Source organism: Streptomyces rubrogriseus (genome assembly GCF_027947575.1).
Taxonomy (GTDB): Bacteria; Actinomycetota; Actinomycetes; order Streptomycetales; family Streptomycetaceae; genus Streptomyces; species Streptomyces rubrogriseus.
Map to the genome: position 1 here is coordinate 490,173 of NZ_CP116256.1, position 21,634 is coordinate 511,806.

Consider the following 21,634-nt stretch of genomic DNA (forward strand, 5'->3'; position numbering starts at 1 on the left):
CCTCCCTCGCGGGGAGAGGGCGGGCCGCATGAGCGTACGCCGGACGCGGAGCGTCAGAGTCGCTCGGGCGTCCGGATGCCCAGCAGGGCCATGCCCCGGTGCAGAGTACGGGCCGTGAGGTCGCACAGGAAGAGGCGGTTCTCCACCTGCTCCGGCGTCCCGGCCTTGAGGACGGGGCACTTGTCGTAGAACGTCGTGTACAGCGACGCCAGCTGGTACAGGTACGCGGCCAGCTTGTGCGGGGCGTACTCCGCGGCCGCCTCGAAGACGGTGCTGCCGAACGCGTCCAGGTGCAGGCCCAGCGCGCGCTCCGCCTCGTGCAGCTCCAGCTCCGGGTGGGCGGCCGGGCGGACCTCGCCGGCCTTGCGCAGGATGGACTGGATGCGGGCGTAGGCGTACTGGAGGTAGACGCTGGTGTCGCCGTTGAGCGAGACCATCTGGTCCAGGTCGAACTTGTAGTCGCGGTTCGGCGACGTGGACAGGTCCGCGTACTTCACGGCGCCGATGCCGACCTGTGCCGCCCGCTCCTGGATCTCGTCCTCGGTGAGGTCCCGCGCCTTCTCCCGGACGACCTCGGCCGCCCGCTGCACCGCCTCGTCCAGCAGGTCCTCGAGGCGCACGGTTTCGCCCGCACGCGTCTTGAAGGGCTTGCCGTCCGCGCCGAGCACCGTGCCGTAGCCCATGTTGTGCGCGGTGACCTCGTCGCCGAGCCAGCCGGCCCGGCGGGCCGTCTCGAAGACCATCCTGAAGTGCAGCGACTGGCGTACGTCGACGACGTACAGCAGCGTGGTGGCGTGCAGGTCCTGGACCCGGTTGCGGATCGCGGTCAGGTCGGAGGCCGCGTAGCCGAAGCCGCCGTCGGCCTTCTGCACGATCAGCGGCACCGGCTGGTCGTCCTTGCCGCGGATCTCGTCGAAGAACACCACGAGCGCGCCCTCGGAGCGCACCGCGACGCCCATCTCCTCCAGCAGGCGGGCGGTCTCGGGCATGCCGTCGTTGTACGCGGACTCGCCGACGATCTCGTCGTCGCGGATCTCCATGTCGAGCTTCTCGAAGACGGAGTAGAAGTAGACCTTCGACTCGTCCACGAACTGCTGCCACAGCTCGAGGGTCTCCTTGTCGCCGGACTGGAGGGCGACGACCCGCCGCCGGGCCCGCTCCTTGAACTCCTCGTCCGTGTCGAAGACCGCGCGCGACGCCTTGTACACCCGGTTCAGGTTCGACATGGCCTGCTCGCCGTCGACGTCCCCGGCCGGGGCCAGCTCGCCGGGGTGCTCGAACAGGTACTGGATGAGCATGCCGAACTGGGTGCCCCAGTCGCCGATGTGGTGCCGGCCGATCGTCTTCTCGCCGGTGAAGTCGAGCATGGAGCGCAGGGCGTCGCCGATGACCGCCGAGCGCAGGTGGCCGACGTGCATCTCCTTCGCCACGTTCGGCTGGGCGTAGTCGACGACCGTGGTGCCCGCGTCCTGCTTCAGCGGCACGCCGAGGCGCTCGCCGTCCGCGAGCCGCGCGGCCAGGTTCGCGGTGATCGCCCGGTCGGCGACGGTGATGTTGAGGAAGCCGGGGCCGGAGACCTCGACGTCCTTGATCAGCTCGTCACCGGTGGTGATCCGCCCGACGACCTCGGTCGCCAGCTCCCGCGGGTTGGCCTTCGTCTTCTTGGCCAGCGCGAGGATGCCGTTGGCCTGGTAGTCCGCCCGGTCGCTTCGTCGCAGCAGCGGGTCCGCGCCGGCGGCCTCCGGCCGGGTGGCCGTCAGGGCGGACGCGAGGTGCTGCTGGACGGAGTCGCTGAGGGACGTGACCGAGGCCATGGAGTGGCTGCCGTTCTGCTCGGGTTCCTGGAAGTGGTACGGAAACCGAGTATCCCACGCGGTGAAAAGCGGTTTTCGCGGATGCGGGCCGGGCTGGGAGAATGAAGCGGTCAGCCGTGCGACCGTACCGGCTGTCTCCGGAGCGGTTCCGGGGAAGTTTCAGGAAAGAGGACGTGCCGATCGTGGCTCAGAGCACAGAGACCACCGACTGGGTCTCCCGTTTCGCGGACGAGGTCATCGCCGAGTCGGAGCGCCGTGCCCCGGGCAAACCAGGTGTCGTCGTCGCCTCCGGACTCTCCCCCTCCGGCCCCATCCACCTGGGCAACCTGCGCGAGGTCATGACCCCGCACCTGGTCGCCGACGAGGTGCGCCGCCGGGGACACGAGGTGCGGCACCTGATCTCCTGGGACGACTACGACCGCTACCGCAAGGTCCCGGCCGGCGTCCCCGGCGTGGACGAGACCTGGGCCGAGCACATCGGCAAGCCGCTCACCTCCGTCCCGGCCCCCAAGGGCTCCCCCCACCCCAACTGGGCGGAGCACTTCAAGGCCGCGATGGTCGACTCGCTCGCCGAGATGGGCGTCGAGTTCGACGGGATCAGCCAGACCGCGCAGTACACCTCCGGCGTCTACCGCGAGCAGATCCTGCACGCCATGAAGCACCGCCGGGACATCGACGCCATCCTCGACCAGTACCGCACCAAGAAGGCGCCCGCGAAGAAGTCGCAGAAGCCGGTCGACGAGGCCGAGCTGGAGGCCGCCGAGGGCTCCGGCGCCGCCGCCGAGGACGACGGCAGCTCCGGCTCCGCCGGGTACTTCCCGTACAAGCCCTACTGCGGCAACTGCGAGAAGGACCTGACCACGGTCACCGCCTACGACGACGACTCGACCGAGCTGACCTACGCCTGCACCGCCTGCGGCTTCTCCGAGACCGTGCGGCTGAGCGAGTTCAACCGCGGCAAGCTGGTCTGGAAGGTCGACTGGCCGATGCGCTGGGCCTACGAGGGCGTCGTCTTCGAGCCCAGCGGCGTCGACCACTCGTCCCCCGGGTCCTCCTTCCAGGTCGGCGGGCAGATCGTCGGCATCTTCGGCGGCGAGCAGCCGATCGGCCCGATGTACGCCTTCGTCGGCATCAGCGGCATGGCCAAGATGTCCTCGTCCAAGGGCGGCGTGCCCACCCCGGCCGACGCCCTGAAGATCATGGAGCCGCAGCTGCTGCGCTGGCTGTACGCCCGCCGCCGCCCCAACCAGTCCTTCAAGATCGCCTTCGACCAGGAGATCCAGCGGCTCTACGACGAGTGGGACCGCCTCGACGCCAAGGTCGCCGACGGCTCGGCCCTCCCCGCCGACGCCGCCGCGCACTCCCGCGCGGTGCGCACGGCCGCGGGTGAGCTGCCGCGCACGCCCAGGCCGCTGCCCTACCGCACGCTCGCCTCCGTGGCCGACATCACCGCCGGGCACGAGGACCAGGCGCTGCGCATCCTCGGCGAGCTGGACCCGGCCGACCCGATCGCCTTGCTGGACCAGGCCCGGCCGCGCTACGACAAGGCCGAGGCGTGGATCAACACCCACGTCCCCGCCGACCAGCGCACCATCGTGCGCCAGGAGCCCGACGCCGAGCTGCTCAAGTCCCTCGACGAGCCGAGCCGGCAGTCCCTGCGGCTGCTGCTCGACGGGCTGGCCGACCACTGGTCCCTGGACGGGCTCACCCACCACGTCTACGGGGTCCCCAAGGTCCAGGCGGGCTTCCCGGCCGACGCCACGCCCAAGGAGCTGCCGCCGGAGATCAAGACCGCCCAGCGGACGTTCTTCGCGCTGCTCTACCACCTGCTCGTCGGCCGCGACACCGGCCCGCGCCTGCCCACGCTGCTGCTCGCGGTGGGGCAGGACCGGGTGCGGACCCTGCTCGGCGAGTAGGACCGGCGGAACCACGGCGAAGGGGGCGCCCGGCGAACACCGGGCGCCCCCTTCGCCGTACTCGCGCCGCTAGGCGATGTGCTCTTCCTGGAGCTCCCGCATGTGGCGCTCGCTGAACGCCTTCACCATGCGATCGGCCTCACGCGGAGCCAGCGGCACCCCGAAGGTCGCCTCCACGTCGCCCCGGAACTGGGCCACCGTGGGGTAGCTGCCGTCGATCGACTTCCGGAAGACCGTGTAGTAGTCCTCCTCGGTCGGGGCCGGCTCGGCCGTGCCGGCACCCTCGCCCAGCTCGCGGGTGCGGCCCGGCACGACCGGTATCGGGAAGCTGCCCGTCTCCTCCGGCGAGGGCTCCTGCAGCGGGGGCTCCTCCTCGTACTGGTCCCGGTACTCGTCGGCCTGCTGCTGCTCCTCGTACCACTGGGCGTACTGCTCGCCCGGGTCGTAGCTGGGGTCGTAACCGCCCTGGTAGGCGACCTGGCGGGTGTTGAACCAGGGGCTCTGCTCCGGGCCGTCCTCCTCCCCGGCACCGTGCGGCGGATCCTCGGGCCCGGACCGGTCCTGGGGCCCGGACCGGTCCGCGGGCCGGGGACGGTCCGCCTCCGGGCCCTTGACCAGCTCGGCGCGCTGCTCGCCCGCGGGAACCTGCGGGTCCGTCTCCTGGAGCTGCCGCGGCACCGGCGGGAGCAGGGCCGGTTCGATGCCCGCCGCCGCCAGCCCGGCGGGGCCGGTCTGGGCCAGCGGGACGCCGTAGCGGGCCAGCCGCAGCGGCATCAGGGACTCCACGGGCGCCTTGCGGCGCCAGGCGCGGCCGAAGCGGGACCGCAGCCGGGCCCGGTAGACCAGCCGCTCCTGCTCCAGCTTGATGACCTGCTCGTAGGAGCGCAGCTCCCACAGCTTCATGCGCCGCCACAACAGGAACGTCGGCACCGGCGAGAGCAGCCAGCGGGTGAGGCGGACCCCCTCCATGTGCTTGTCGGCGGTGATGTCGGCGATCCGGCCGATCGCGTGCCGGGCGGCCTCCACCGACACCACGAACAGGATCGGGATCACGCCGTGCATGCCCACGCCCAGCGGATCGGGCCAGGCCGCGGCGCCGTTGAACGCGATCGTCGCCGCCGTCAGCAGCCACGCCGTCTGCCGCAGCAGCGGGAAGGGGATGCGGATCCAGGTCAGCAGCAGGTCCAGGGCGAGCAGCACACAGATGCCCGCGTCGATGCCGATCGGGAAGACGTAACTGAAATTCCCGAACCCCTTCTTCAGGGCCAGCTCCCGCACCGCCGCGTACGAACCCGCGAAGCCGATCCCGGCGATGATGACGGCACCGAAGACGACCAGGCCGATGAGGACGCGGTGCGTCCGGGTCAGCTGAAGTGGCGCGGCCACCCGTACTCCCCTCCCATTGCGTGTTGTTGCGCGCAACAGAGTGGCACATGTGTGCGGGGGACGGGTGGCCGGTAGGCCCAAGAGGCCCGTCAGCTCGACTTCGAGGGGGCCTTCGAGGACGTCTCGGACGCCGGCTCCGAGGGGGACCCGGAGCCCTGCGGCGTGCCGCTCGGCTTGCCGCCGGCGGAGGTGTCGTTGGCCTTCATCACCGCGGCCACCGCCTCCTTGGCCGCCTTCTGCGCGTCCTTCACCAGGTCGCCGGCGTCCGGGGTCTTGTCGCCCGCCAGGCCCGCGCCGTTGAAGTCGAGGGTCACGACGACGTTCTCGGCCCGTGCCACGACCGTCTGCTGCTTGAAGGTGCCCTCCTTCTTCTTCAGGTCGTAACTCACCACGGAGGCCTCGTTGCCCGTGCGGCTCACCGGCGCGGTCTTGAGGCCCTTCGCGCCCTCCGCGGCCTGCGCGTCCTTCACCTGCTTCAGGTAGTAGTCGTGCGCCAGCTTCTCGCCCTCGCCGCGCGTCACGTCCGACTCGAAGCGCAGCAGCGACACGCTCAGCCAGCGGAACTGAGAACCCTTCACGCCGTTGTCGTCGAGACTGTCCCACGAGCAACTGGCCCGCGTCGCAGTGTCGTTGGACGAACCCTCCTTGCCGGAGTCGCCCTTGGGCACCAGGTCGTCCAGCGTCTTCTTCGTCACCACCGAGCACGGCTGCGGAAGCTTCCCGTACGCCGCGGCCTTCACCGTCGGGGACGGGCTCGCGGACTTCGACGCGGCGGACTCCTGCGCGGCCTTGTCCTTGCCGTCGTCGGAGCCGGAGTCCGAGGAGCAGCCGGCTGCCACCAGCATCACGGGTACGGCGGCCGCGCCGACAAGGACGCGGGTGAGTCGCTTCGCTCGCTTCGCTTGCGGGTCTCGCTGGTCACGCTGGGCTCGTAGCTGCATGGTTCCTTCACTCATGGCACTCGTCATTCCTGCGTTCGGAACGGGTCCGAGGGGCCACCGTACGCGGTGAGGAAATCGCGCGGCCGCGCTTCGGCGGCAGCGCGCGCGGGCGCGGGGGAGCCCCGGCGGGGCTCAGCCGCCCAGTGAGTCCGCCAGCTGGGAGGCCAGTTTCCGCGCCATGTCCTGCATTTCCTCGCTGTCCGGGACGACTCCGAGCGTCGCCGACTGCTCCGCGTACTCGATGGTCACCACGACGTTCGACGTGCGGAACGCCACAGTCACGGTGCGCCGCTTCGCCGTCGAGCCGGAACTGCTGAGCGCGTCGTCCACGAACGCCTCGTCGCCCAGGTCGTCCAGGAGCCGGGGCTGGACCTCGGCGGGGGACGCGGTCGACGAGGAGGAGGGGGAGGACGAGGGGGCGGAGGCCGAGGACGAGGGCGTGCCGCCCGCGCCGCCGGCCGGTTCTCCGGACTCCCCGGACTCCCCGGACTCTCCGGACTCTCCGGAGGAGGACGAGGAGGGGCTGCCGGACGGGGAGTCCGAGGTGGCGGACCCGGACTCCGAGACGACCGGCTCGGGCAGGTCGGCCGCCTCCACCTGCTGCGCGAACAGCTCCTCGGCCTCGCCGGCGTCGCTCACGGAGCCGTCGTAGGACACCACCCGCTCGAAGTCCACGAAGAGATGGTCCGTGGCCTCGGCCGACTCCACCTTCCAGCGGCAGCCGACCTTGCGGTCCGTGTCGTACGCGAGCGTCGGCTCGCCGGAGTACGCCCGCTCGCGCTGCTCCTCGTCGGCGATCTCCTCGATGCCGGGCAGAAGGGTGTCCAGCGCCTTGTGGCCGACCACGGCGCACGGCTCAGGAAGGGTGCGGTACTTGCCGGGCTCGGCCGCCTCGGTCGCGACCCCGGGCTGCCCCGGGTTCGAGTCGTCCGCGGTGGCGCCGCCGCCCGAGCCGCCGGTGCAGCCGGCCAGCAACGCCGCCAGGAGGGCGGCGACGCCCGGTACGTAGGCCTTCCGCTGCACGGTGCGGCTCCTCTCGCCGGTGTGGCTGTGGTCGGTACTCCAGTGTCCCCGCTGGTTATTCGCTTGCCGCGCGGGGGCGTCCCCTGGAGACAATGTGTATCGCACGCGCCGCCGTGAACGCCGGTCAGCCGTCCCTTTGGCTGCCCTTGGCGCCGGTTTTGCGCTTCGAGACTTCTGTTTGTTTTCCGGGGGAATGAGGACGATATGTCGTACGTGGAGCTGCCGGGCGCGAAGGTGCCGATCCGGATGTGGACCGACCCGGCGACGGTCGAGGAGGGCGCGCTCCAGCAGCTGCGCAACGTCGCGACCCTGCCGTGGATCAAGGGCCTCGCGGTCATGCCGGACGTGCACTACGGCAAGGGTGCGACGGTCGGCTCCGTGATCGCGATGCGGGGCGCGGTGTGCCCGGCGGCGGTGGGCGTCGACATCGGCTGCGGCATGTCGGCGGTCAAGACGTCCCTGACGGCGAACGACCTGCCCGGTGACCTGTCCCGGCTGCGCTCGAAGATCGAGCAGGCGATTCCGGTGGGGCGGGGGATGCACGACAGTCCCCTTGAGCCGGGACGCTTCCACGGGCTGGCGACCGGCGGGTGGGACGACTTCTGGGGGCGGTTCGACGGAGTCGCCGAAGCGGTCAAGTTCCGTCACGAACGGGCCGGAAAGCAGATGGGTACGCTCGGCGGCGGAAATCATTTCGTCGAAGTGTGCACGGATACGACCGGTTCTGTCTGGCTGATGCTGCACTCCGGTTCCCGCAACATCGGCAAGGAACTGGCCGAGCACCACATCGGCGTCGCCCAGAAGCTCCCGCACAACCAGGGTCTGGTCGACCGCGACCTCGCGGTGTTCGTCGCGGACACCCCGCAGATGGCCGCGTACCGCAACGACCTGTTCTGGGCGCAGGAGTACGCGAAGTACAACCGCACGCTCATGATGGCGCTCCTCAAGGACGTGGTCCGCAAGGAGTTCAAGAAGGCCAAGCCGGTCTTCGAGCAGGAGATCAGCGCCCACCACAACTACGTGGCCGAGGAGCGGTACGACGGGATGGACCTGCTGGTGACCCGCAAGGGCGCGATCCGCGCGGGTTCCGGGGACTTCGGGATCATCCCCGGTTCCATGGGCACGGGTTCGTACATCGTGAAGGGACTCGGCAACGCCAAGTCCTTCAACTCCGCCTCCCACGGCGCCGGTCGGCGGATGAGCCGGAACGCCGCCAAGCGCCGCTTCTCCACCAAGGACCTGGAGGAGCAGACGCGGGGTGTGGAGTGCCGCAAGGACTCCGGAGTCGTGGACGAGATCCCGGGCGCCTACAAGCCGATCGACCAGGTCATCGACCAGCAGCGCGACCTGGTGGAGGTCGTGGCGAAGCTGAAGCAGGTCGTCTGCGTGAAGGGCTGACGCCCGGACGCGCCAGGTGCACCGGGGGCGGGTCTACGCCTCCCGGTGCACCTTCGTGTTCGAGGCCTGGGCGCGGGGGCGGACGACCAGGAGGTCGATGTTGACGTGGGCGGGGCGGGTGACCGCCCAGGTGATGGTGTCGGCGACGTCGTCGGCGGTCAGGGGGGCGGCGACGCCCTGGTAGACCTTGGCCGCCTTGTCCTGGTCGCCGGCGAAGCGGGTCAGGGCGAACTCGTCGGTCTTGACCATGCCGGGCGCGATCTCGACGACGCGGACCGGGCGGCCGACGATCTCCAGGCGCAGGGTCTCGGCGAGGACGTGTTCGCCGTGCTTGGCGGCGACGTAGCCCGCGCCGCCCTCGTAGGTGGACAGGCCCGCGGTGGAGGAGACGACCACGACCGTGCCGTCGCCGCTCGCCTCCAGCTTGGGGAGCAGGGCCTGGGTGAGGTTGAGGGTGCCGATGACGTTCGTCTCGTACATGCGGCGCCAGTCGTCCGGGTCGCCGGTGGCCACCGGGTCGGCGCCGAGCGCGCCGCCCGCGTTGTTGACCAGGACGCCGACCGTCTTGAAGGCGGTGGCGAACTCGTCGACCGCCTCGCGGTCGGTGACGTCCAGGGGGTAGGCCGTCGCCTTGTGCCCGGCCGCCTCGATCTCCTCGGCCAGCGCCTCGATGCGGTCCTTGCGGCGGGCGGTGAGGACCACGCGGTACCCGGCCGCGGCGAGCTGCCGGGCCGTGGCGGCGCCGATGCCGCTGCTCGCGCCGGTGACGACGGCGATGCGGGAGGCGGCGGACGGGGCGGCTGCTGCGGTGGCCATGGTGCTGCTCCTCGGTCGGTGGTGCGGGTCGCCGACCAGGGTAGTCAGCCTCCGTTGCGCGGGGCCCACATGATCAGGGCCATCCCGGTCAGGCAGACCAGCGCCCCGGCGATGTCCCAGCGGTCCGGGCGGTAGCCGTCGGCGACCACGCCCCACAGGATCGAGCCGGCCACGAAGATCCCGCCGTACGCGGCGAGGATGCGGCCGAAGTGCGCGTCGGGCTGGAAGGTGGCGACGAAGCCGTAGGCGCCGAGGGCGAGGACCCCGCCCGCCGCCCAGAGCCAGCCGCGCTGCTCGCGCACGCCCTGCCACACCAGCCAGGCACCGCCGATCTCGAACAGGGCGGCGACGACGAAGAGGGCGGCGGAGCGGAGCACGAGCATGCGGGCAGCTTCGCACGGACCTGCGGAATAACGGGTCGGGGGCCACCGTTGGACGGGTATAGTTGAACCGTCAACAAAGCGGAGGTTGAGCGATCATGCAGTTCGGCATCTTCACCGTCGGCGACGTCACGCCCGACCCGACCACGGGCCGTACGCCGACCGAGCGTGAGCGCATCAAGGCGATGGTCGCCATCGCGCTCAAGGCGGAGGAGGTCGGGCTCGACGTCTTCGCCACCGGCGAGCACCACAACCCGCCCTTCGTGCCCTCGTCGCCGACGACCATGCTCGGCTACGTCGCGGCCCGCACCGAGCGGCTGGTGCTCTCCACCTCCACCACCCTGATCACCACGAACGACCCGGTGAAGATCGCCGAGGACTTCGCGATGCTCCAGCACCTGGCCGACGGCCGGGTGGACCTGATGATGGGGCGCGGCAACACCGGCCCGGTCTACCCCTGGTTCGGCAAGGACATCCGCGAGGGCATCAACCTCGCCGTCGAGAACTACAACCTGCTGCACCGCCTGTGGCGCGAGGACGTGGTGAACTGGGAGGGCAAGTTCCGCACCCCCCTCCAGGGCTTCACCTCCACCCCGCGTCCGCTGGACGGCGTCGCGCCCTTCGTCTGGCACGGCTCCATCCGCTCCCCGGAGATCGCCGAGCAGGCCGCGTACTACGGCGACGGCTTCTTCCACAACAACATCTTCTGGCCCGCCGACCACACCAAGCGCATGATCGAGCTGTACCGGGCCCGCTACGCCCACTACGGGCACGGCACGCCCGAGCAGGCGATCGTCGGCCTCGGCGGCCAGGTGTTCATGCGGAAGAACAGCCAGGACGCGGTCCGCGAGTTCCGGCCCTACTTCGACGAGGCGCCGGTCTACGGACACGGACCGTCGCTGGAGGACTTCACCGCGCAGACCCCGCTCACCGTCGGCTCTCCGCAGCAGGTGATCGAGAAGACGCTCGCCTTCCGCGACTACGCCGGCGACTACCAGCGCCAGCTCTTCCTGATGGACCACGCCGGGCTGCCCCTGAAGACCGTCCTGGAACAGCTCGACCTGCTCGGCGAGGAGGTCGTCCCGGTGCTGCGCGAGGAGTTCGCCAAGAACCGCCCGGCGAACGTGCCGGACGCGCCGACCCACGCGTCCCTGCTGGCCTCCCGCAAGGACGCCCCGGCCGAGGAAGGAGCGCGCGCATGAAGCTCGTCGTCGTCTCCGCGGGGCTGAGCGTCCCGTCGTCCACCCGGCTGCTCGCCGACCGGCTGGCCGCGGTCGCCGCCCCGGCGGCCACCGCGCCCGAGCCCGGCCCGGCCGACGTCCGGGTGATCGAGCTGCGCGACCTCGCCGTGGAGATCGCGCACACCTTCACCAACGGCTTCCCGGCACCGGCGCTCGCGGACGCGTTCGCCGAGGTCGCGGCGGCCGACGGGCTGATCGTCGTCACGCCGGTGTTCTCGGCGTCGTACAGCGGGCTGTTCAAGTCGTTCTTCGACGCGCTGAGCGTCACCGACGAGGACGCGCTCACCGGGAAGCCGGTGCTGATCGCCGCGACCGGCGGCACCGCCCGGCACTCCCTGGTGCTGGACCACGCGCTGCGGCCGCTCTTCGCCTACCTGAAGGCGGTGATCGTCCCCACCGGCGTGTACGCCGCCTCCGAGGACTGGGGCGCGGAGGGGCTGGACGCCCGGATCGGGCGGGCCGCGACCGAGCTGGCGGCGCTGATGTCGGGGCTGTCGGGGGCCGCGCGGGCGTCCGGGCCGTCGGCGGGGCGCCCGCTGCCGAAGCGGGACTCCTTCGAGGAGGTCACGCCCTTCGCGGAGCGGCTCGCCGCGCTGAGCGTCCCGGGCCCGAGCCCGGCGCCGTAGCGCGGCCGCCGGCGGGGGCCGGGCACCGGCCGTATCACCGCATCGTGTGACGCCACGGGGTTCCCGCCCGGCCCGGTCGGCGGTTCACTACGGTGTGGCCAGGATGAGCAGACCCCAGCCGGGACAGTCGCCCGACCGGTTACCCGAGAAGCCGTTGCCCCGGTGGTTTCCGGCGGCCCTCCCCGTGTCCGTACTGGTGGCCGTCCTGTGGGGACCGGTGTACGCGGCGGTGCTGTGCGGCGTGGCAGCCGTGGCCGTCGCCTACGCCACGACCAGGAAGCCCGCGCTGTGGCACCTGGCGGCCGGGACCGGGCTGTGCGCGACGGGTGTGCTGGCGCAGGCCTTCGCCTACTACCTGATCCTGCGGGACGGTTCGCTCGGTCCGCACGGGAGTGCGGCCGTCCTCTTCCTCCTCGGCCTCCAGTTCTTCCTGCACGGCAGGAAGGTGCGGCGCGCGGCGCAGCTCACCCTGTCGGCGCTGCGGCGGCACCGCGAGGAGAACGGGCTGCTGCGGGCCGCCGAGCCGCTCGGCGAGCGGCGGCCGGGGGCGCGCCGGGTCCCGTTCGCGATGACCGGCGTCTTCGGCGCGGTCGTCTCCGGGCTCGGCTCGCTGTTCCTCTGCTTCGCCCTCCTCGCCCTGCGGGACCTGCTGACGACCGGCGGCAACCCGTGGTGGGCGTCCCTGGTCGTCGCCGCCCTGTTCGCGCAGACGGTCCTCTTCGTCGGCCTGGGCAACACGATCCTGCGCACCGCAGTGCAGTACTACGACACGGTCGTCTCCTCCCCGGACGACCTCGCGGGCCGCCAGTACGTCCTCTACCTGCGCTCCTTTGGCGACGACCACCGGCTCTCGCGCCCCCATCGCATCCCCTTGGCGGGCGCCTGGCTGGCCGCCGCCGTCAGCCTCGGCCAGGGCGAGGAGGAGCGCATCGCCGACGCCCTCTCCTGGGCCGGCACCCTCGTCGGGGTGGGGGCGCCCGGGGAGCGCGTGCCCCGGGCCGGTGCCCGGCGGATGTACCTGCCGCCGGACGACTGGCAGACGCCGGTGAGCACCATGATGCGCGGCGCCACGCTCGTCGTGATCGTGCTGGGGAAGGGACGGGGGACGCTCTGGGAGATCCGCGAGGCGATGCGGATCCTGCCCCCGGAGCGGCTGCTGCTGCTCGTGCCGATGAAGGAGAAGGCGTACGACGAGTTCCGGCAGCTGGCGGGCGACCTGGCGCCCGGCGTGCTGCCCGCGTACCGGCGCAGCCGTGCTTTGTCGTCCCGGGTCCGGGGAATCATCCACTTCGAGCCGGACTGGACGGCGCGGTTCGTCGCCCTGCGCCGGCCCTCGCCGCTCGAAGACCAGCTCGTGGGCTCTTTGGACCGTGCCATGTGGCCCGCCATGGTGCGGCTGACCGAACTCGAACTCGAACGCCGGGCGGACGGGAGGCACGGCGAGGCATGAGTGACATGGGGGACGCGCTGTGGAACACGGAGGTCGGCGCGGCCGAGTACTCGGTGGCCGACGACCGCTACCGGCAGGCGGTGCTCGAACAGTACAAGCTCTGCGTGGAGATGGCCGACCGGATCAGTGCCCGGCGGAATCTGACCAACACGTTCTTCCTGTCGCTCAACAGCGCGGTGGTCGCCGTGGTGGCCGCGGTGTCGGGCGGCGCACTGGCCGGCGCGTCCGTCGCGTTGCTGCTGGCCGGGCTGGTCATCCTGCTGGTCCAGTGCGCCGCATGGTACGTCATGGTGCGGTCGTACCGGCAGCTCAACCGCGCCAAGTACGCGGTGATCGGCGCCTTCGAGGAGAGGCTGCCGGCGTTCGCGTACAGCAGGGGGGAGTGGGGCGCGCTGGGCGAGGGCCGGGACTGGCGCCGGTATCTGCCGCTGACCTACGTCGAGCAGTGGGTCCCGGTCGTCTTCGCCGTCTCCTACGTGATGGGCTTCCTCGCCCTCGTCGCCCGGTGAGCCACCGGCCGCGATAGGATCCGGGGCCTGCCACCAGGCCATCGACCGAGGGGGAGAGCGTGACGGCCCTCGCGGTGACCGGGCACATGGACCTGACGCAGGAGAGCGTCCCCGCGGTCCGCGCCGCCCTGGACGAACTGCTGGCCCGGTACCGGGACCTGGACCCGGGGAAGACGCTGGTCGGGTTCTCCTGCATCGCCAAGGGGGCCGACTCGCTGTTCGCCGAGGCCGTACTGGCCGTCGGCGGTCGCCTGGTCGTCGTCGTCCCTTCGCGGGACTACCGCCGCAGCACGGTCGAGCCCGCCGACGCCCCCCTCTTCGACCGCCTCGCCGCAGCCGCCGACGAGGTCGTCGTACTGCCCCGTGAGCGGGCCGACCGGCAGGCGTACGAGGCCGCCAACGCCCTGCTCCTCGAACGTGCCGACCGGCTGGTGGCCGTGTGGAACGGCGAACCGCCCAGCGGCCGGGGCGGCGGCACCGCCGACCTGGTGCTCGCGGCCCGGGAGGCGGGGATCCCCGTCGACGTCGTGTGGCCGGCCGGGGCCGCGCGCCGGGCCGACTCCCGGTAGGAAGGGCCGCCGACCGGCGCGGACCGGCGCCGGAAGCGGAACCGGAACCGGAAGCGGTTCGGAAGCGGTGCGCCGCTGGTTCCGGAAGCGGGGTCGCTGATGCCGTAAGGGCATGTCGACGTCACCGGCGGCCGTACGCCCCACCGCTGTCGCCGGCGCCGGCACCGGTGTCCTGACTCCCGGTGCCGGCGCCGACGTCGGCGCTGGTGCCGATGCCGGTGTCGGCGCTGGTGCCGGGGAGCCGCGTGGTGCGCAGGTAGGTGCCGAGCACCGACAGGTCGGTCCGCTCCAGGTCGGCCGGGCGGATCACGACGCGCAGCTCCGGGGCGGTCGCCGGGTCACGGCGGCAGTGGTCGGCGAAGCTCTGCACGATCATGAGCAGCAGCCGGGTGCGGTCCAGCTCCACGATCCGGGCCAGTCCGGAGCCGATCAGGGGGATCGCGAGCGGCCGGTACATCCCGTACCGGGCGACGGCCGGCCACAGGGTGTCCAGGCTCGCCCGCAGATCGGCCGGCCCGGAGCGGGCGACGAGGTCGTTGCCGAGCCGGGAGTAGGCCACCGCGAAGACCCGGCGGCCGTCCACCGTCAGCGGGACGGTGGTGCCCAGCGGGTAGCGCACCCGCCGGCCGCGCGGCTTGTCCTGGGGCCGCTCGGTGCGCACCGGCCGGAACGCCCTCAGCCCGGCCTGGATCCGGTCGTCCAGCAGTTTGCGCTCCCCGCCGAACAGCCGCTCCACCAGCTGGCCCTGGACGCTGTCCCGGCTGATCACCAGGTCCTGCTCGGTGGCGGTGTCGAAGGTGTCGGTGAACCCGACGACGAGATTGGCGTCGTCCTGGTCGAACAGGTCGCCGCGCACCACCACCAGGTCACCGGCGCCGGGGAACGGCTGCCGCAGCAGCTCCCGTCCGTGCCGCTCGCGCAGCCGGGCCCGCAGCGCGCCGAGCAGCTCGGCGACGTCCTGGTCGTCCGGCCGCTCCCGGGCCATCCGTTCCGCGACCGGCAGTGCGAGGTCGTGGCGGCCCAGGTCCATCCGGCTGCGGATCAGCTGGCGGCGGGCGGTCTCGTACAGCGCGGTGAGCCGGCGCACCAGCGGCCGGGCGAAGTCCTCGTCGCCCGCCTCGGCCAGGGCCAGCCGCGCACCAGGGCCAGCGCCGCGGCCAACCGGTCGGCGGCCGACGCGGGCGCCGCGAGCAGCGCGGAGTCGACCAGGTCGGTGAACTCCGCGCAGTCCAGTTCGCCGGGCGCGAGCACCAGCCGGTACGCCGTCTCGGGCGCCGGGCCGGCCAGCAGTTGCTCGGTGCGCAGCACCCGGGCGCCGTCGCCGCGCTGCGCGGGGTCGAGGGCGCGGCGCAGTTCGAGGACGCGTTTTTGCACCTCGTTGCGGTGGCGCTGGGCCGCGTGCGGCTGCTCGCCGTCCAGTGCCCACACGTCCCGGTGCAGCCGGCGCACCGGGACGGGCTCGCCGTCCGCCGCCACCAGCCGGACCAGCAGCCGTGTCGTCAACGGGGTCAACCGGGCGGGTACGCCGTCGATTTCGAGCCTGGCCGGACCCAGGACGCTCACACGGATGCGCGCCATACAAGTGGTCTCCACTCGCTTCACACTCTCCCGACCGGTGGTCGCGGGAGAGGTGTCGGCAGCGTATCAATTGTCCGTTTGGGGGAGTTGTGGTTTCGGTCGGTTCGTAACGGGCCGGCCCCCGGGACACGTACCGCGGTGACGGGACGTGCCCCGGGGGCCGGTTGCGCCGGTCCCCCGAGCGGCGCCGGATCCGCCGGACGACTGCGCCGGCGGTGGCAGGAGGCCTACGGCCGGCGGTGGTAGGCGGACAGGTGGCGGAAGGGATAGGTCCGGCGCCAGTCGGAGCCGGTGTCGTTGACCGTGCAGCCCGCCAGTTTCAGCCGCTCCACGACCTTGCCGAGCGCCGTCTCGGAGCCGTCGAAGCGGACCACGTTGCGGCCCGCGATGTCGGCGATCGGCCGCACCCCGCCGACCTCGACGATGAGCGTGCGCTCCGGGTAGGCCATCAGCACCATGCCCAGCTCGATCAGGACGTTGGGGCGCGGCTGGCACACCGGCCGGGTCTCGTAGTCCGGTTCGTCGTGGCCGCGCAGGTCCGGGTGGAGGGTGACGACGTCGTCCGGGGTGAGCAGGACCAGTGCCGCCTGGGCCTGGGCGGGGGCTCCGGCGACCACGTCGCCGAGGAAGGGGGAGGCCTGGCCGGTCGCCCGGACCAGGTCCTCCCACTCCTTGGGCCGCAGGTCGAGCCGGCGCAGCAGCTCGTACATCTCGCGCCGCACCTGGTCGTCGCGGCCGTGCACGACGAAGACGCTGCGGGCCCGCTCGGCGTCCCCAGGCACCGCGGCGGCCGGGCGCCGCCATCCGTCGGCGTACGGCTGTGCGGGCGGGGTGGACGGCGCGGGCGGCGCGGCGTGGATCGGGGAGTTGTCGCCGAAGGTCTGGGTGGTGTCGGTGTTGCCGGTGCTCTGGTTGCCCCCGAAGTTGTTGTTGCTGCCCTGGCCGAAGCTGTTGCCGTGGAACTGCTGGCCGCTCATGCCTGCCGTGCCTCCCTGGTGACGCCGGAGTTGTTGCCGAAGGTCTGGGTGGTGTTGGTGTTGCCGACGCTCTGGTTGCCGCCGAAGTTGTTGGTGCTGTTGGCGCCGAAGTTCTGCTGGAGGATGTTGGTCTGGTTGGCCTCGTGCTCCCGGGTGTCGACGTCGTGGTCGCGCAGGAAGTCGCCGACGATCTGCAGCAGGTGGCGCTCGATGATCTGGATGTACTTGATCGCGTCCGACTCCTGGAAGAAGTGGTGGAAGTCGTGGTCGGGCGCCAGCTCGCGGACGCTGGTGAGGGCGCCGCAGTCCACCGCGGTCAGGGCGTAGCGGCCGAGCCGGAACTCGCTGGTGTCGGCGGGCTGGCCCACCAGCTTGCGGACGGTGTCGGTGGAGAAGCGGCTGGGCAGCCGTTCGCGCAGCGGGTTGGTGATCAGCCGCAGCAGCTCGCCGGGCGCGCTGCGGGTCACGTCCCAGGCGATGCGGCACATGAGCCTGCCGTCGATCGCGGCCGGCAGCCGGTCGGCGAGGTGGAAGCTCTCCGGCAGGGGGCCGAGCACGTAGGTGTAGAACTCGGTGTGCAGGGTGCTGCCCTTGATGTCGAAGCCGATGAACACCGAGGTGACCAGCTCCTGCTGCCAGGCCCCGATGCGGACGCACAGGTACTCGCGGCGGGCGTCGTAGTCCTCCCGCCAGTGCGCGGCGGTGTGGTCGGGGTGGCCGGGGTCGGGCGTGTCCAGGAGCACGGCGACAGGGTCGCTGCCCTCGGCGGTCCGCACCGCCTTGGTGAACCGGCGCCGGTCGACGGAGAGCAGTTCGACGCGGTGGCTCGGCGCGGGCTTGTCGCGCAGTTCCGCCAGCAGCTCCTCGCAGACCCGGGTGGTGATGTCGTCGACCGTGAAGGGGATGATCGGCTTGCGTTCCGTCCGTCCGCCCCCGCCCGTGCCGTCCGCGCTGCCCGCGCCGTTCGTGCCGTCCGCCGGTCCGTGCTGGGCGGGGACGTGCCCGTTGAGCAGGTTCTGGCCGAGCGCACCGGCCCGGGACTTCGGGGCGCCGAGCAGCAGTTCCGCGTTGGCCCACCGTTTGACCGAGTGGCCGGCGCCGATGAAGGGCTTGTAGCCGCCGTAGTACACGGTGTCCGAGGCCTGCTCCCGGTTGATCTTGCCGACGAGTTCCGGGGTGAGGCGCGAGGTGATCGGGTGGGAGCCGTCGAACCCGGTGCGGTCGTCCGCCTGGGGTGCGAGGTGCTCGGCGAGGGTCTGCAGGATGGCGAGCCTGCGCAGGAACATCGTGGCCCAGGCGAGCCAGAACGCGAACAGGGCGGCCGTCCAGCCGCCCAGTACGCCCGCGGCCATGAGCAGCGCGATGACGACCGCGCCCGCGGCGAGGGCGATCAGCTGGTTGCGGCGCAGGTTGTGGGCGGCCAGGGCGTGCGCCAGGACGGGCGCGGCGTCGTAGCCGTAGGAGGGGGCCACGACCCGGTAGCGGTGGGTCAGCAGCTCCCGGATGACGGCCTTGCGGTAGTGGGGGTCGAGGTAGGTGCCCGCGCACAGCAGGCGGGTGGCGTTGCTCGTCGTGTCCGGGGGCGGCGGGGCGGCGTGGGTGGTCATGGCTGCTCAGTTCCCTTCCCGCATGTCGGCCGAGGTGATGACGCCGCCGCTGACGGTGTAGGTGCCCTCGAACGTCGTCTGCGTGCCGTCGGTCTCCCAGGCCACGACCGTGACCGAGACGTCGTCGCCGGACGTCCCGGTCACGGTGACGTCGTCCCGCTGCGTCGTCCCGAAGCCGGCGACGAAGGAGTCGTAGTCCTGGTCGAGGTTCTTGCCGCCCAGCTCCCACGCGGCCGCGAAGTCGCGGTTGTTGATGGCGTCGAAGTACGCCGTCACGGTCGCCTCCGGCCCGCTTCCTTCGGTCGCGGTGTCCTCGGTGGCCGTGCCGTCGGTCGCGGTGTCGGTCGTGGTGTCGTCCGTGGGGGTCTCGTCCGTGGTGCCGTCGCCGTACGTGTCGTCGTCGTACGTGCCGTCGCCGTAAGTGCCGTCCTCGTACGTGCCGTTGCCGTACGCGCCGTCGGGGTCGGTGCCGTCGCCCGAGGTGCCGTCGTCGGTCGTGCCGTCGTCGGTCGTGCCGGAACCCCAGTCCGGCAGCGCTCCGCTGCCGTAGAGCCCGTCGGTGGCGGGCGCTCCGTCGTCCGGGCCGGTCGCGGCGAGCACGACGGCCAGCACGACTATGAGGACGAAGGGGACCGCGATCACGGTCAGGGCCTGGTTGCGTACGGGGCCGGGCGTGAGTGCGAGCCCCGGTGCGGGGTAGGAACCCCTGGCGCCGGGCGGGACGCGGGTACTGCTCATCTGTCACCTCATTGCCGCCGGTATCCGGCCGGGCGGATACGGCACGCGCCCCGAGTGGGTCGATGTGCCTTGTGCATCGACCGATCCGACCAGTGGCGGCGCTTCCGGAACCAGATTTCCGGGGTTCCGATGCGCTTCCGATCGGCTTCCGGTATGGCCGGCCCGTTGATCGCCCCGCTGATCGCCCCAGGGCGGTTCACCGGCACCCAAGCCCTGGTGAACGCTTCCGGAAACCGGCAATGCGGGTAGTTGGCAACGTCACGCATCATGGGGCGCACGGGGAGCACTGCGCGGAGGGGGCCGGACGATGACGACGAAGACGACGCACAGTCCGTTCGTCCGCCCCCTCCACCGGCTCCGCCCCCGCCCCGACGAACCCGGCCGCGCCCCGCGCGCCGCCGGCGCCGCGGCACACGGCCGCCGCGCCGTCTGAGACCCGCCTTCCGCCGCTGCCGGGGTCCGGCGCGGGCGCGGTCCGTTCGAAGATCCGCCCCCGGAACCACGCCTGTCCGCACGGGCGTCACCACACCAACATCGGCGGCGGCCGGCCGCGCTCGTCCGGCCGCCGCGACAGCCGCCTCATGCCGTAAGGACGTATGCCATGGAAGTCATCGGTGTCCTCGCCGTCGTCTGTCTGCTCGTCGTCGCCCTCGTGCTGTTCGGCGTCTCGCGGCTCTTCCGCAAGGTGGAGCAGGGCAAGGCGCTGATCGTCTCGAAGATGCGCAAGGTGGACGTGACCTTCACGGGCCAGGTGGTGCTGCCGGTGCTGCACCGGGCCGAGGTGATGGACATCTCGGTGAAGACGATCGAGATCACCCGGGCCGGCAAGGAGGGGCTGATCTGCCGGGACAACATCCGGGCGGACATCCGCATCACGTTCTTCGTCAAGGTCAACAAGACCGTCGAGGACGTCGTCAAGGTCGCCCAGGCGGTCGGCACGGCCCGCGCCAGCGACCGGGACACGCTGCAGGAGCTGTTCCACGCGAAGTTCTCCGAGGCGCTGAAGACCGTCGGCAAGCAGCTGGACTTCACCGACCTCTACACCAAGCGCGAGGAGCTGCGGTACCGGATCATCGAGGTCATCGGCGTCGACCTCAGCGGTTACCACCTCGAGGACGCGGCCATCGACTACCTGGAGCAGACGCCGCTGACCCAGCTGGACCCGGCCAACGTCCTGGACGCCCAGGGCATCCGGAAGATCACCGAGCTGACGGCCGTCGAGCACGTGCGCACCAACGAGGCCCGGCGCACCGAGGAGAAGGAGATCACCCGGCAGAACGTCGACGCGCGCGAGGCCGTTCTGGAGCTGGAGCGCCGGCAGGCGGACGCCGAGATCAAGCAGAAGCGCGAGATCGACACCACCCGGGCCCGCGAGGAGGCCGAGACGGCACGGGTGGTGGAGGAGGAGCGGCTGCGCGCGCAGGCGGCGTTCCTGCGCACGGAGGAGCAGCTCGGCGTGCAGCGCGAGAACCAGGCCCGGGAGGTCGCGGTCGCCGCGAAGAACCGCGAGCGGGTCATCGCCGTGGAGAACGAGCGCATCGAGAAGGACCGCATGCTGGAGGCCATCGGTCGCGAGCGGGAGACCGAGCTGACCCGGATCGCCGCCGAGAAGGAGGTCGAGGCCGAGCGGCGGGACATCGCCGAGGTCATCCGCGAGCGCGTCGCCGTGGACCGCACGGTCGCCGAGCAGGAGGAGTCCATCAAGAAGCTGCGCGCCGTGGAGGAGGCGGAGCGGGACCGGCAGACCGTGATCATCGCCGCCGAGGCCCAGGCGCAGGAGCGGCTGGTCAAGGACATCAAGGCCGCCGAGGCCGCGGAGGCGGCGGCCACCCACCGTGCCGCCGAGGAACTCACCATGGCCGAGGCCCGGTTGAAGAGCGCCGACCTGGAGGCGCAGGCCAAGCTGCGGATGGCCGAGGGCATCCAGGCCGAGGCCGCCGCGGCGGGGCTCGCGGCGGTCCAGGTCCGCGACAAGGAGGCCGACGTCATCGAGAAGGCCGGCCGCGCCGAGGCGGAGGCGACCGGGGCCCGGATGCGCGCCGAGGCCGAGGGCGCGCGGGCCAAGGCGCTCGCCGAGGCGGAGGCCATCGGCAGCAAGCTGAAGGCGGAGGCCGCGGGACTCACCGAGAAGGCCGCGGCGATGGCCGCCCTGGACGACGCCTCGCGCGGCCACGAGGAGTACCGGCTGCGCCTGGAGGCGGAGAAGGACATCCGGCTGGCCGGCCTGGACGTGCAGCGGCAGGTCGCCGAGGCGCAGGCCACGGTGCTCGCCACCGGTCTGGAGAACGCCGACATCGACATCGTCGGCGGCGACACGGTCTTCTTCGACCGCCTGATGTCCTCGGTCGCGCTGGGCAAGGGCGTCGACGGGTTCGTCAAGCACTCCGAGACGGCACAGGCCCTCGCCGGGCCCTGGCTGGACGGCTCGTCGAGCTTCACCGACGACCTGACCCGCGTGCTCGGCTCGTTCTCCACGGCCGACGTGCAGAACCTGACGGTCTCCGCGCTGCTGATGAAGCTGATGAAGACGGGCGGCACGGACGCCGGGCAGGTCCAGCGCCTCCTGGACCGGGCGGGCGAACTGGGCCTCGCCGACACCCCGCTGACCGCCCTGAACGGCACGGCCAGGGCCTGACCGGCCATCACCGACCGGGTGCCGGGACCG

20 protein-coding genes are annotated in these 21,634 nt (G+C 71.9%); 9 read left to right on the top strand and 11 right to left on the bottom strand.

From position 1 onward, the window contains the following. Positions 1-53: 53 nt before the first annotated feature. Entirely contained in the window at positions 54-1,814 is a 1,761-nt protein-coding gene (gene argS / locus Sru02f_RS02300; RefSeq protein WP_109034951.1) for an arginine--tRNA ligase, read from the bottom strand. Between the two features lie 173 nt (positions 1,815-1,987). On the opposite strand from argS, the gene lysS reads away from it, so the two are divergent. Next, on the top strand, positions 1,988-3,730 hold the full coding sequence (gene lysS / locus Sru02f_RS02305; protein WP_109034949.1) for a lysine--tRNA ligase: 1,743 nt from the start codon (positions 1,988-1,990) through the stop codon (positions 3,728-3,730). A 69-nt stretch (positions 3,731-3,799) separates the two neighbouring features. On the opposite strand, the gene Sru02f_RS02310 is transcribed toward lysS, so the two are convergent. The 3 genes from Sru02f_RS02310 to Sru02f_RS02320 form a co-directional block, all read right to left on the bottom strand. Beyond that, positions 3,800-5,116: a DUF2637 domain-containing protein gene (locus tag Sru02f_RS02310; RefSeq protein ID WP_109034947.1), complete on the bottom strand. Its 1,317-nt coding sequence runs from the start codon at positions 5,114-5,116 to the stop codon at positions 3,800-3,802. A gap of 89 nt (positions 5,117-5,205) precedes the next feature. Continuing rightward, positions 5,206-6,072, bottom strand: coding sequence for a DUF3558 family protein (locus tag Sru02f_RS02315; RefSeq protein WP_174855200.1), 867 nt, complete (start codon positions 6,070-6,072; stop codon positions 5,206-5,208). Positions 6,073-6,189: 117 nt separating this feature from the next. Beyond that, positions 6,190-7,080 (bottom strand): DUF3558 domain-containing protein, encoded by an 891-nt coding sequence (locus Sru02f_RS02320; RefSeq protein WP_167469774.1) that lies wholly within the window; start codon positions 7,078-7,080, stop codon positions 6,190-6,192. Between the two features lie 204 nt (positions 7,081-7,284). Between Sru02f_RS02320 and Sru02f_RS02325 the strand changes: the two genes are divergently transcribed. After that, a complete protein-coding gene (locus Sru02f_RS02325) occupies positions 7,285-8,478 on the top strand; it encodes an RtcB family protein (RefSeq protein WP_109034941.1) in 1,194 nt (397 codons plus the stop codon). A gap of 33 nt (positions 8,479-8,511) precedes the next feature. On the opposite strand, the gene Sru02f_RS02330 is transcribed toward Sru02f_RS02325, so the two are convergent. Together Sru02f_RS02330 and Sru02f_RS02335 are read right to left on the bottom strand one after the other, a co-directional pair. Next, on the bottom strand, positions 8,512-9,294 hold the full coding sequence (locus Sru02f_RS02330; protein WP_109034939.1) for an SDR family NAD(P)-dependent oxidoreductase: 783 nt from the start codon (positions 9,292-9,294) through the stop codon (positions 8,512-8,514). A 44-nt stretch (positions 9,295-9,338) separates the two neighbouring features. After that, on the bottom strand, positions 9,339-9,677 hold the full coding sequence (locus Sru02f_RS02335; RefSeq protein ID WP_109034937.1) for a YnfA family protein: 339 nt from the start codon (positions 9,675-9,677) through the stop codon (positions 9,339-9,341). A 95-nt stretch (positions 9,678-9,772) separates the two neighbouring features. Between Sru02f_RS02335 and Sru02f_RS02340 the strand changes: the two genes are divergently transcribed. The 5 genes from Sru02f_RS02340 (at position 9,773) to Sru02f_RS02360 (ending at position 14,069) form a co-directional block, all read left to right on the top strand. Beyond that, a complete protein-coding gene (locus Sru02f_RS02340) occupies positions 9,773-10,876 on the top strand; it encodes an LLM class flavin-dependent oxidoreductase (protein ID WP_109034935.1) in 1,104 nt (367 codons plus the stop codon). Beyond that, positions 10,873-11,541 carry a CE1759 family FMN reductase gene (locus Sru02f_RS02345; RefSeq protein ID WP_109034933.1) on the top strand — a complete coding sequence of 223 codons (669 nt, stop codon included), beginning with the start codon at positions 10,873-10,875 and terminating at the stop codon, positions 11,539-11,541. The genes Sru02f_RS02340 and Sru02f_RS02345 overlap by 4 nt, the downstream gene beginning before the upstream one ends. Positions 11,542-11,725: 184 nt before the next feature. Then, positions 11,726-12,991: a transferase gene (locus Sru02f_RS02350; protein WP_373103364.1), complete on the top strand. Its 1,266-nt coding sequence runs from the start codon at positions 11,726-11,728 to the stop codon at positions 12,989-12,991. Next, on the top strand, positions 12,988-13,500 hold the full coding sequence (locus Sru02f_RS02355; RefSeq protein ID WP_174855199.1) for a RipA family octameric membrane protein: 513 nt from the start codon (positions 12,988-12,990) through the stop codon (positions 13,498-13,500). Before Sru02f_RS02350 ends, Sru02f_RS02355 begins: the two co-directional genes overlap by 4 nt. Before the next feature lie 59 nt (positions 13,501-13,559). Beyond that, a complete protein-coding gene (locus Sru02f_RS02360; RefSeq protein ID WP_109034927.1) occupies positions 13,560-14,069 on the top strand; it encodes a hypothetical protein in 510 nt (169 codons plus the stop codon). Between the two features lie 121 nt (positions 14,070-14,190). Here Sru02f_RS02360 and Sru02f_RS02365 read toward each other — a convergent pair whose 3' ends face one another. The 5 genes from Sru02f_RS02365 to Sru02f_RS02385 all read right to left on the bottom strand — a co-directional run bounded on the left by Sru02f_RS02365 (position 14,191) and on the right by Sru02f_RS02385 (position 18,969). Beyond that, positions 14,191-15,156 carry a macro domain-containing protein gene (locus tag Sru02f_RS02365; RefSeq protein ID WP_373103365.1) on the bottom strand — a complete coding sequence of 322 codons (966 nt, stop codon included), beginning with the start codon at positions 15,154-15,156 and terminating at the stop codon, positions 14,191-14,193. After that, on the bottom strand, positions 15,111-15,647 hold the full coding sequence (locus tag Sru02f_RS02370) for a hypothetical protein (protein WP_373103368.1): 537 nt from the start codon (positions 15,645-15,647) through the stop codon (positions 15,111-15,113). Before Sru02f_RS02370 ends, Sru02f_RS02365 begins: the two co-directional genes overlap by 46 nt. A gap of 227 nt (positions 15,648-15,874) precedes the next feature. Next, positions 15,875-16,624: a TIR domain-containing protein gene (locus Sru02f_RS02375; RefSeq protein WP_109034923.1), complete on the bottom strand. Its 750-nt coding sequence runs from the start codon at positions 16,622-16,624 to the stop codon at positions 15,875-15,877. Continuing rightward, complete coding sequence (locus tag Sru02f_RS02380) at positions 16,621-18,231, bottom strand: hypothetical protein (protein WP_109034921.1); 1,611 nt, start codon at positions 18,229-18,231, stop codon at positions 16,621-16,623. Before Sru02f_RS02380 ends, Sru02f_RS02375 begins: the two co-directional genes overlap by 4 nt. A gap of 6 nt (positions 18,232-18,237) precedes the next feature. After that, complete coding sequence (locus Sru02f_RS02385; RefSeq protein ID WP_109034919.1) at positions 18,238-18,969, bottom strand: hypothetical protein; 732 nt, start codon at positions 18,967-18,969, stop codon at positions 18,238-18,240. A gap of 307 nt (positions 18,970-19,276) precedes the next feature. On the opposite strand from Sru02f_RS02385, the gene Sru02f_RS02390 reads away from it, so the two are divergent. Together Sru02f_RS02390 and Sru02f_RS02395 are read left to right on the top strand one after the other, a co-directional pair. Beyond that, positions 19,277-19,402: a hypothetical protein gene (locus Sru02f_RS02390; RefSeq protein WP_258876715.1), complete on the top strand. Its 126-nt coding sequence runs from the start codon at positions 19,277-19,279 to the stop codon at positions 19,400-19,402. A gap of 168 nt (positions 19,403-19,570) precedes the next feature. Then, positions 19,571-21,604 carry a flotillin family protein gene (locus tag Sru02f_RS02395; RefSeq protein WP_109034917.1) on the top strand — a complete coding sequence of 678 codons (2,034 nt, stop codon included), beginning with the start codon at positions 19,571-19,573 and terminating at the stop codon, positions 21,602-21,604. The last annotated feature ends 30 nt before the right edge of the window (positions 21,605-21,634 follow it).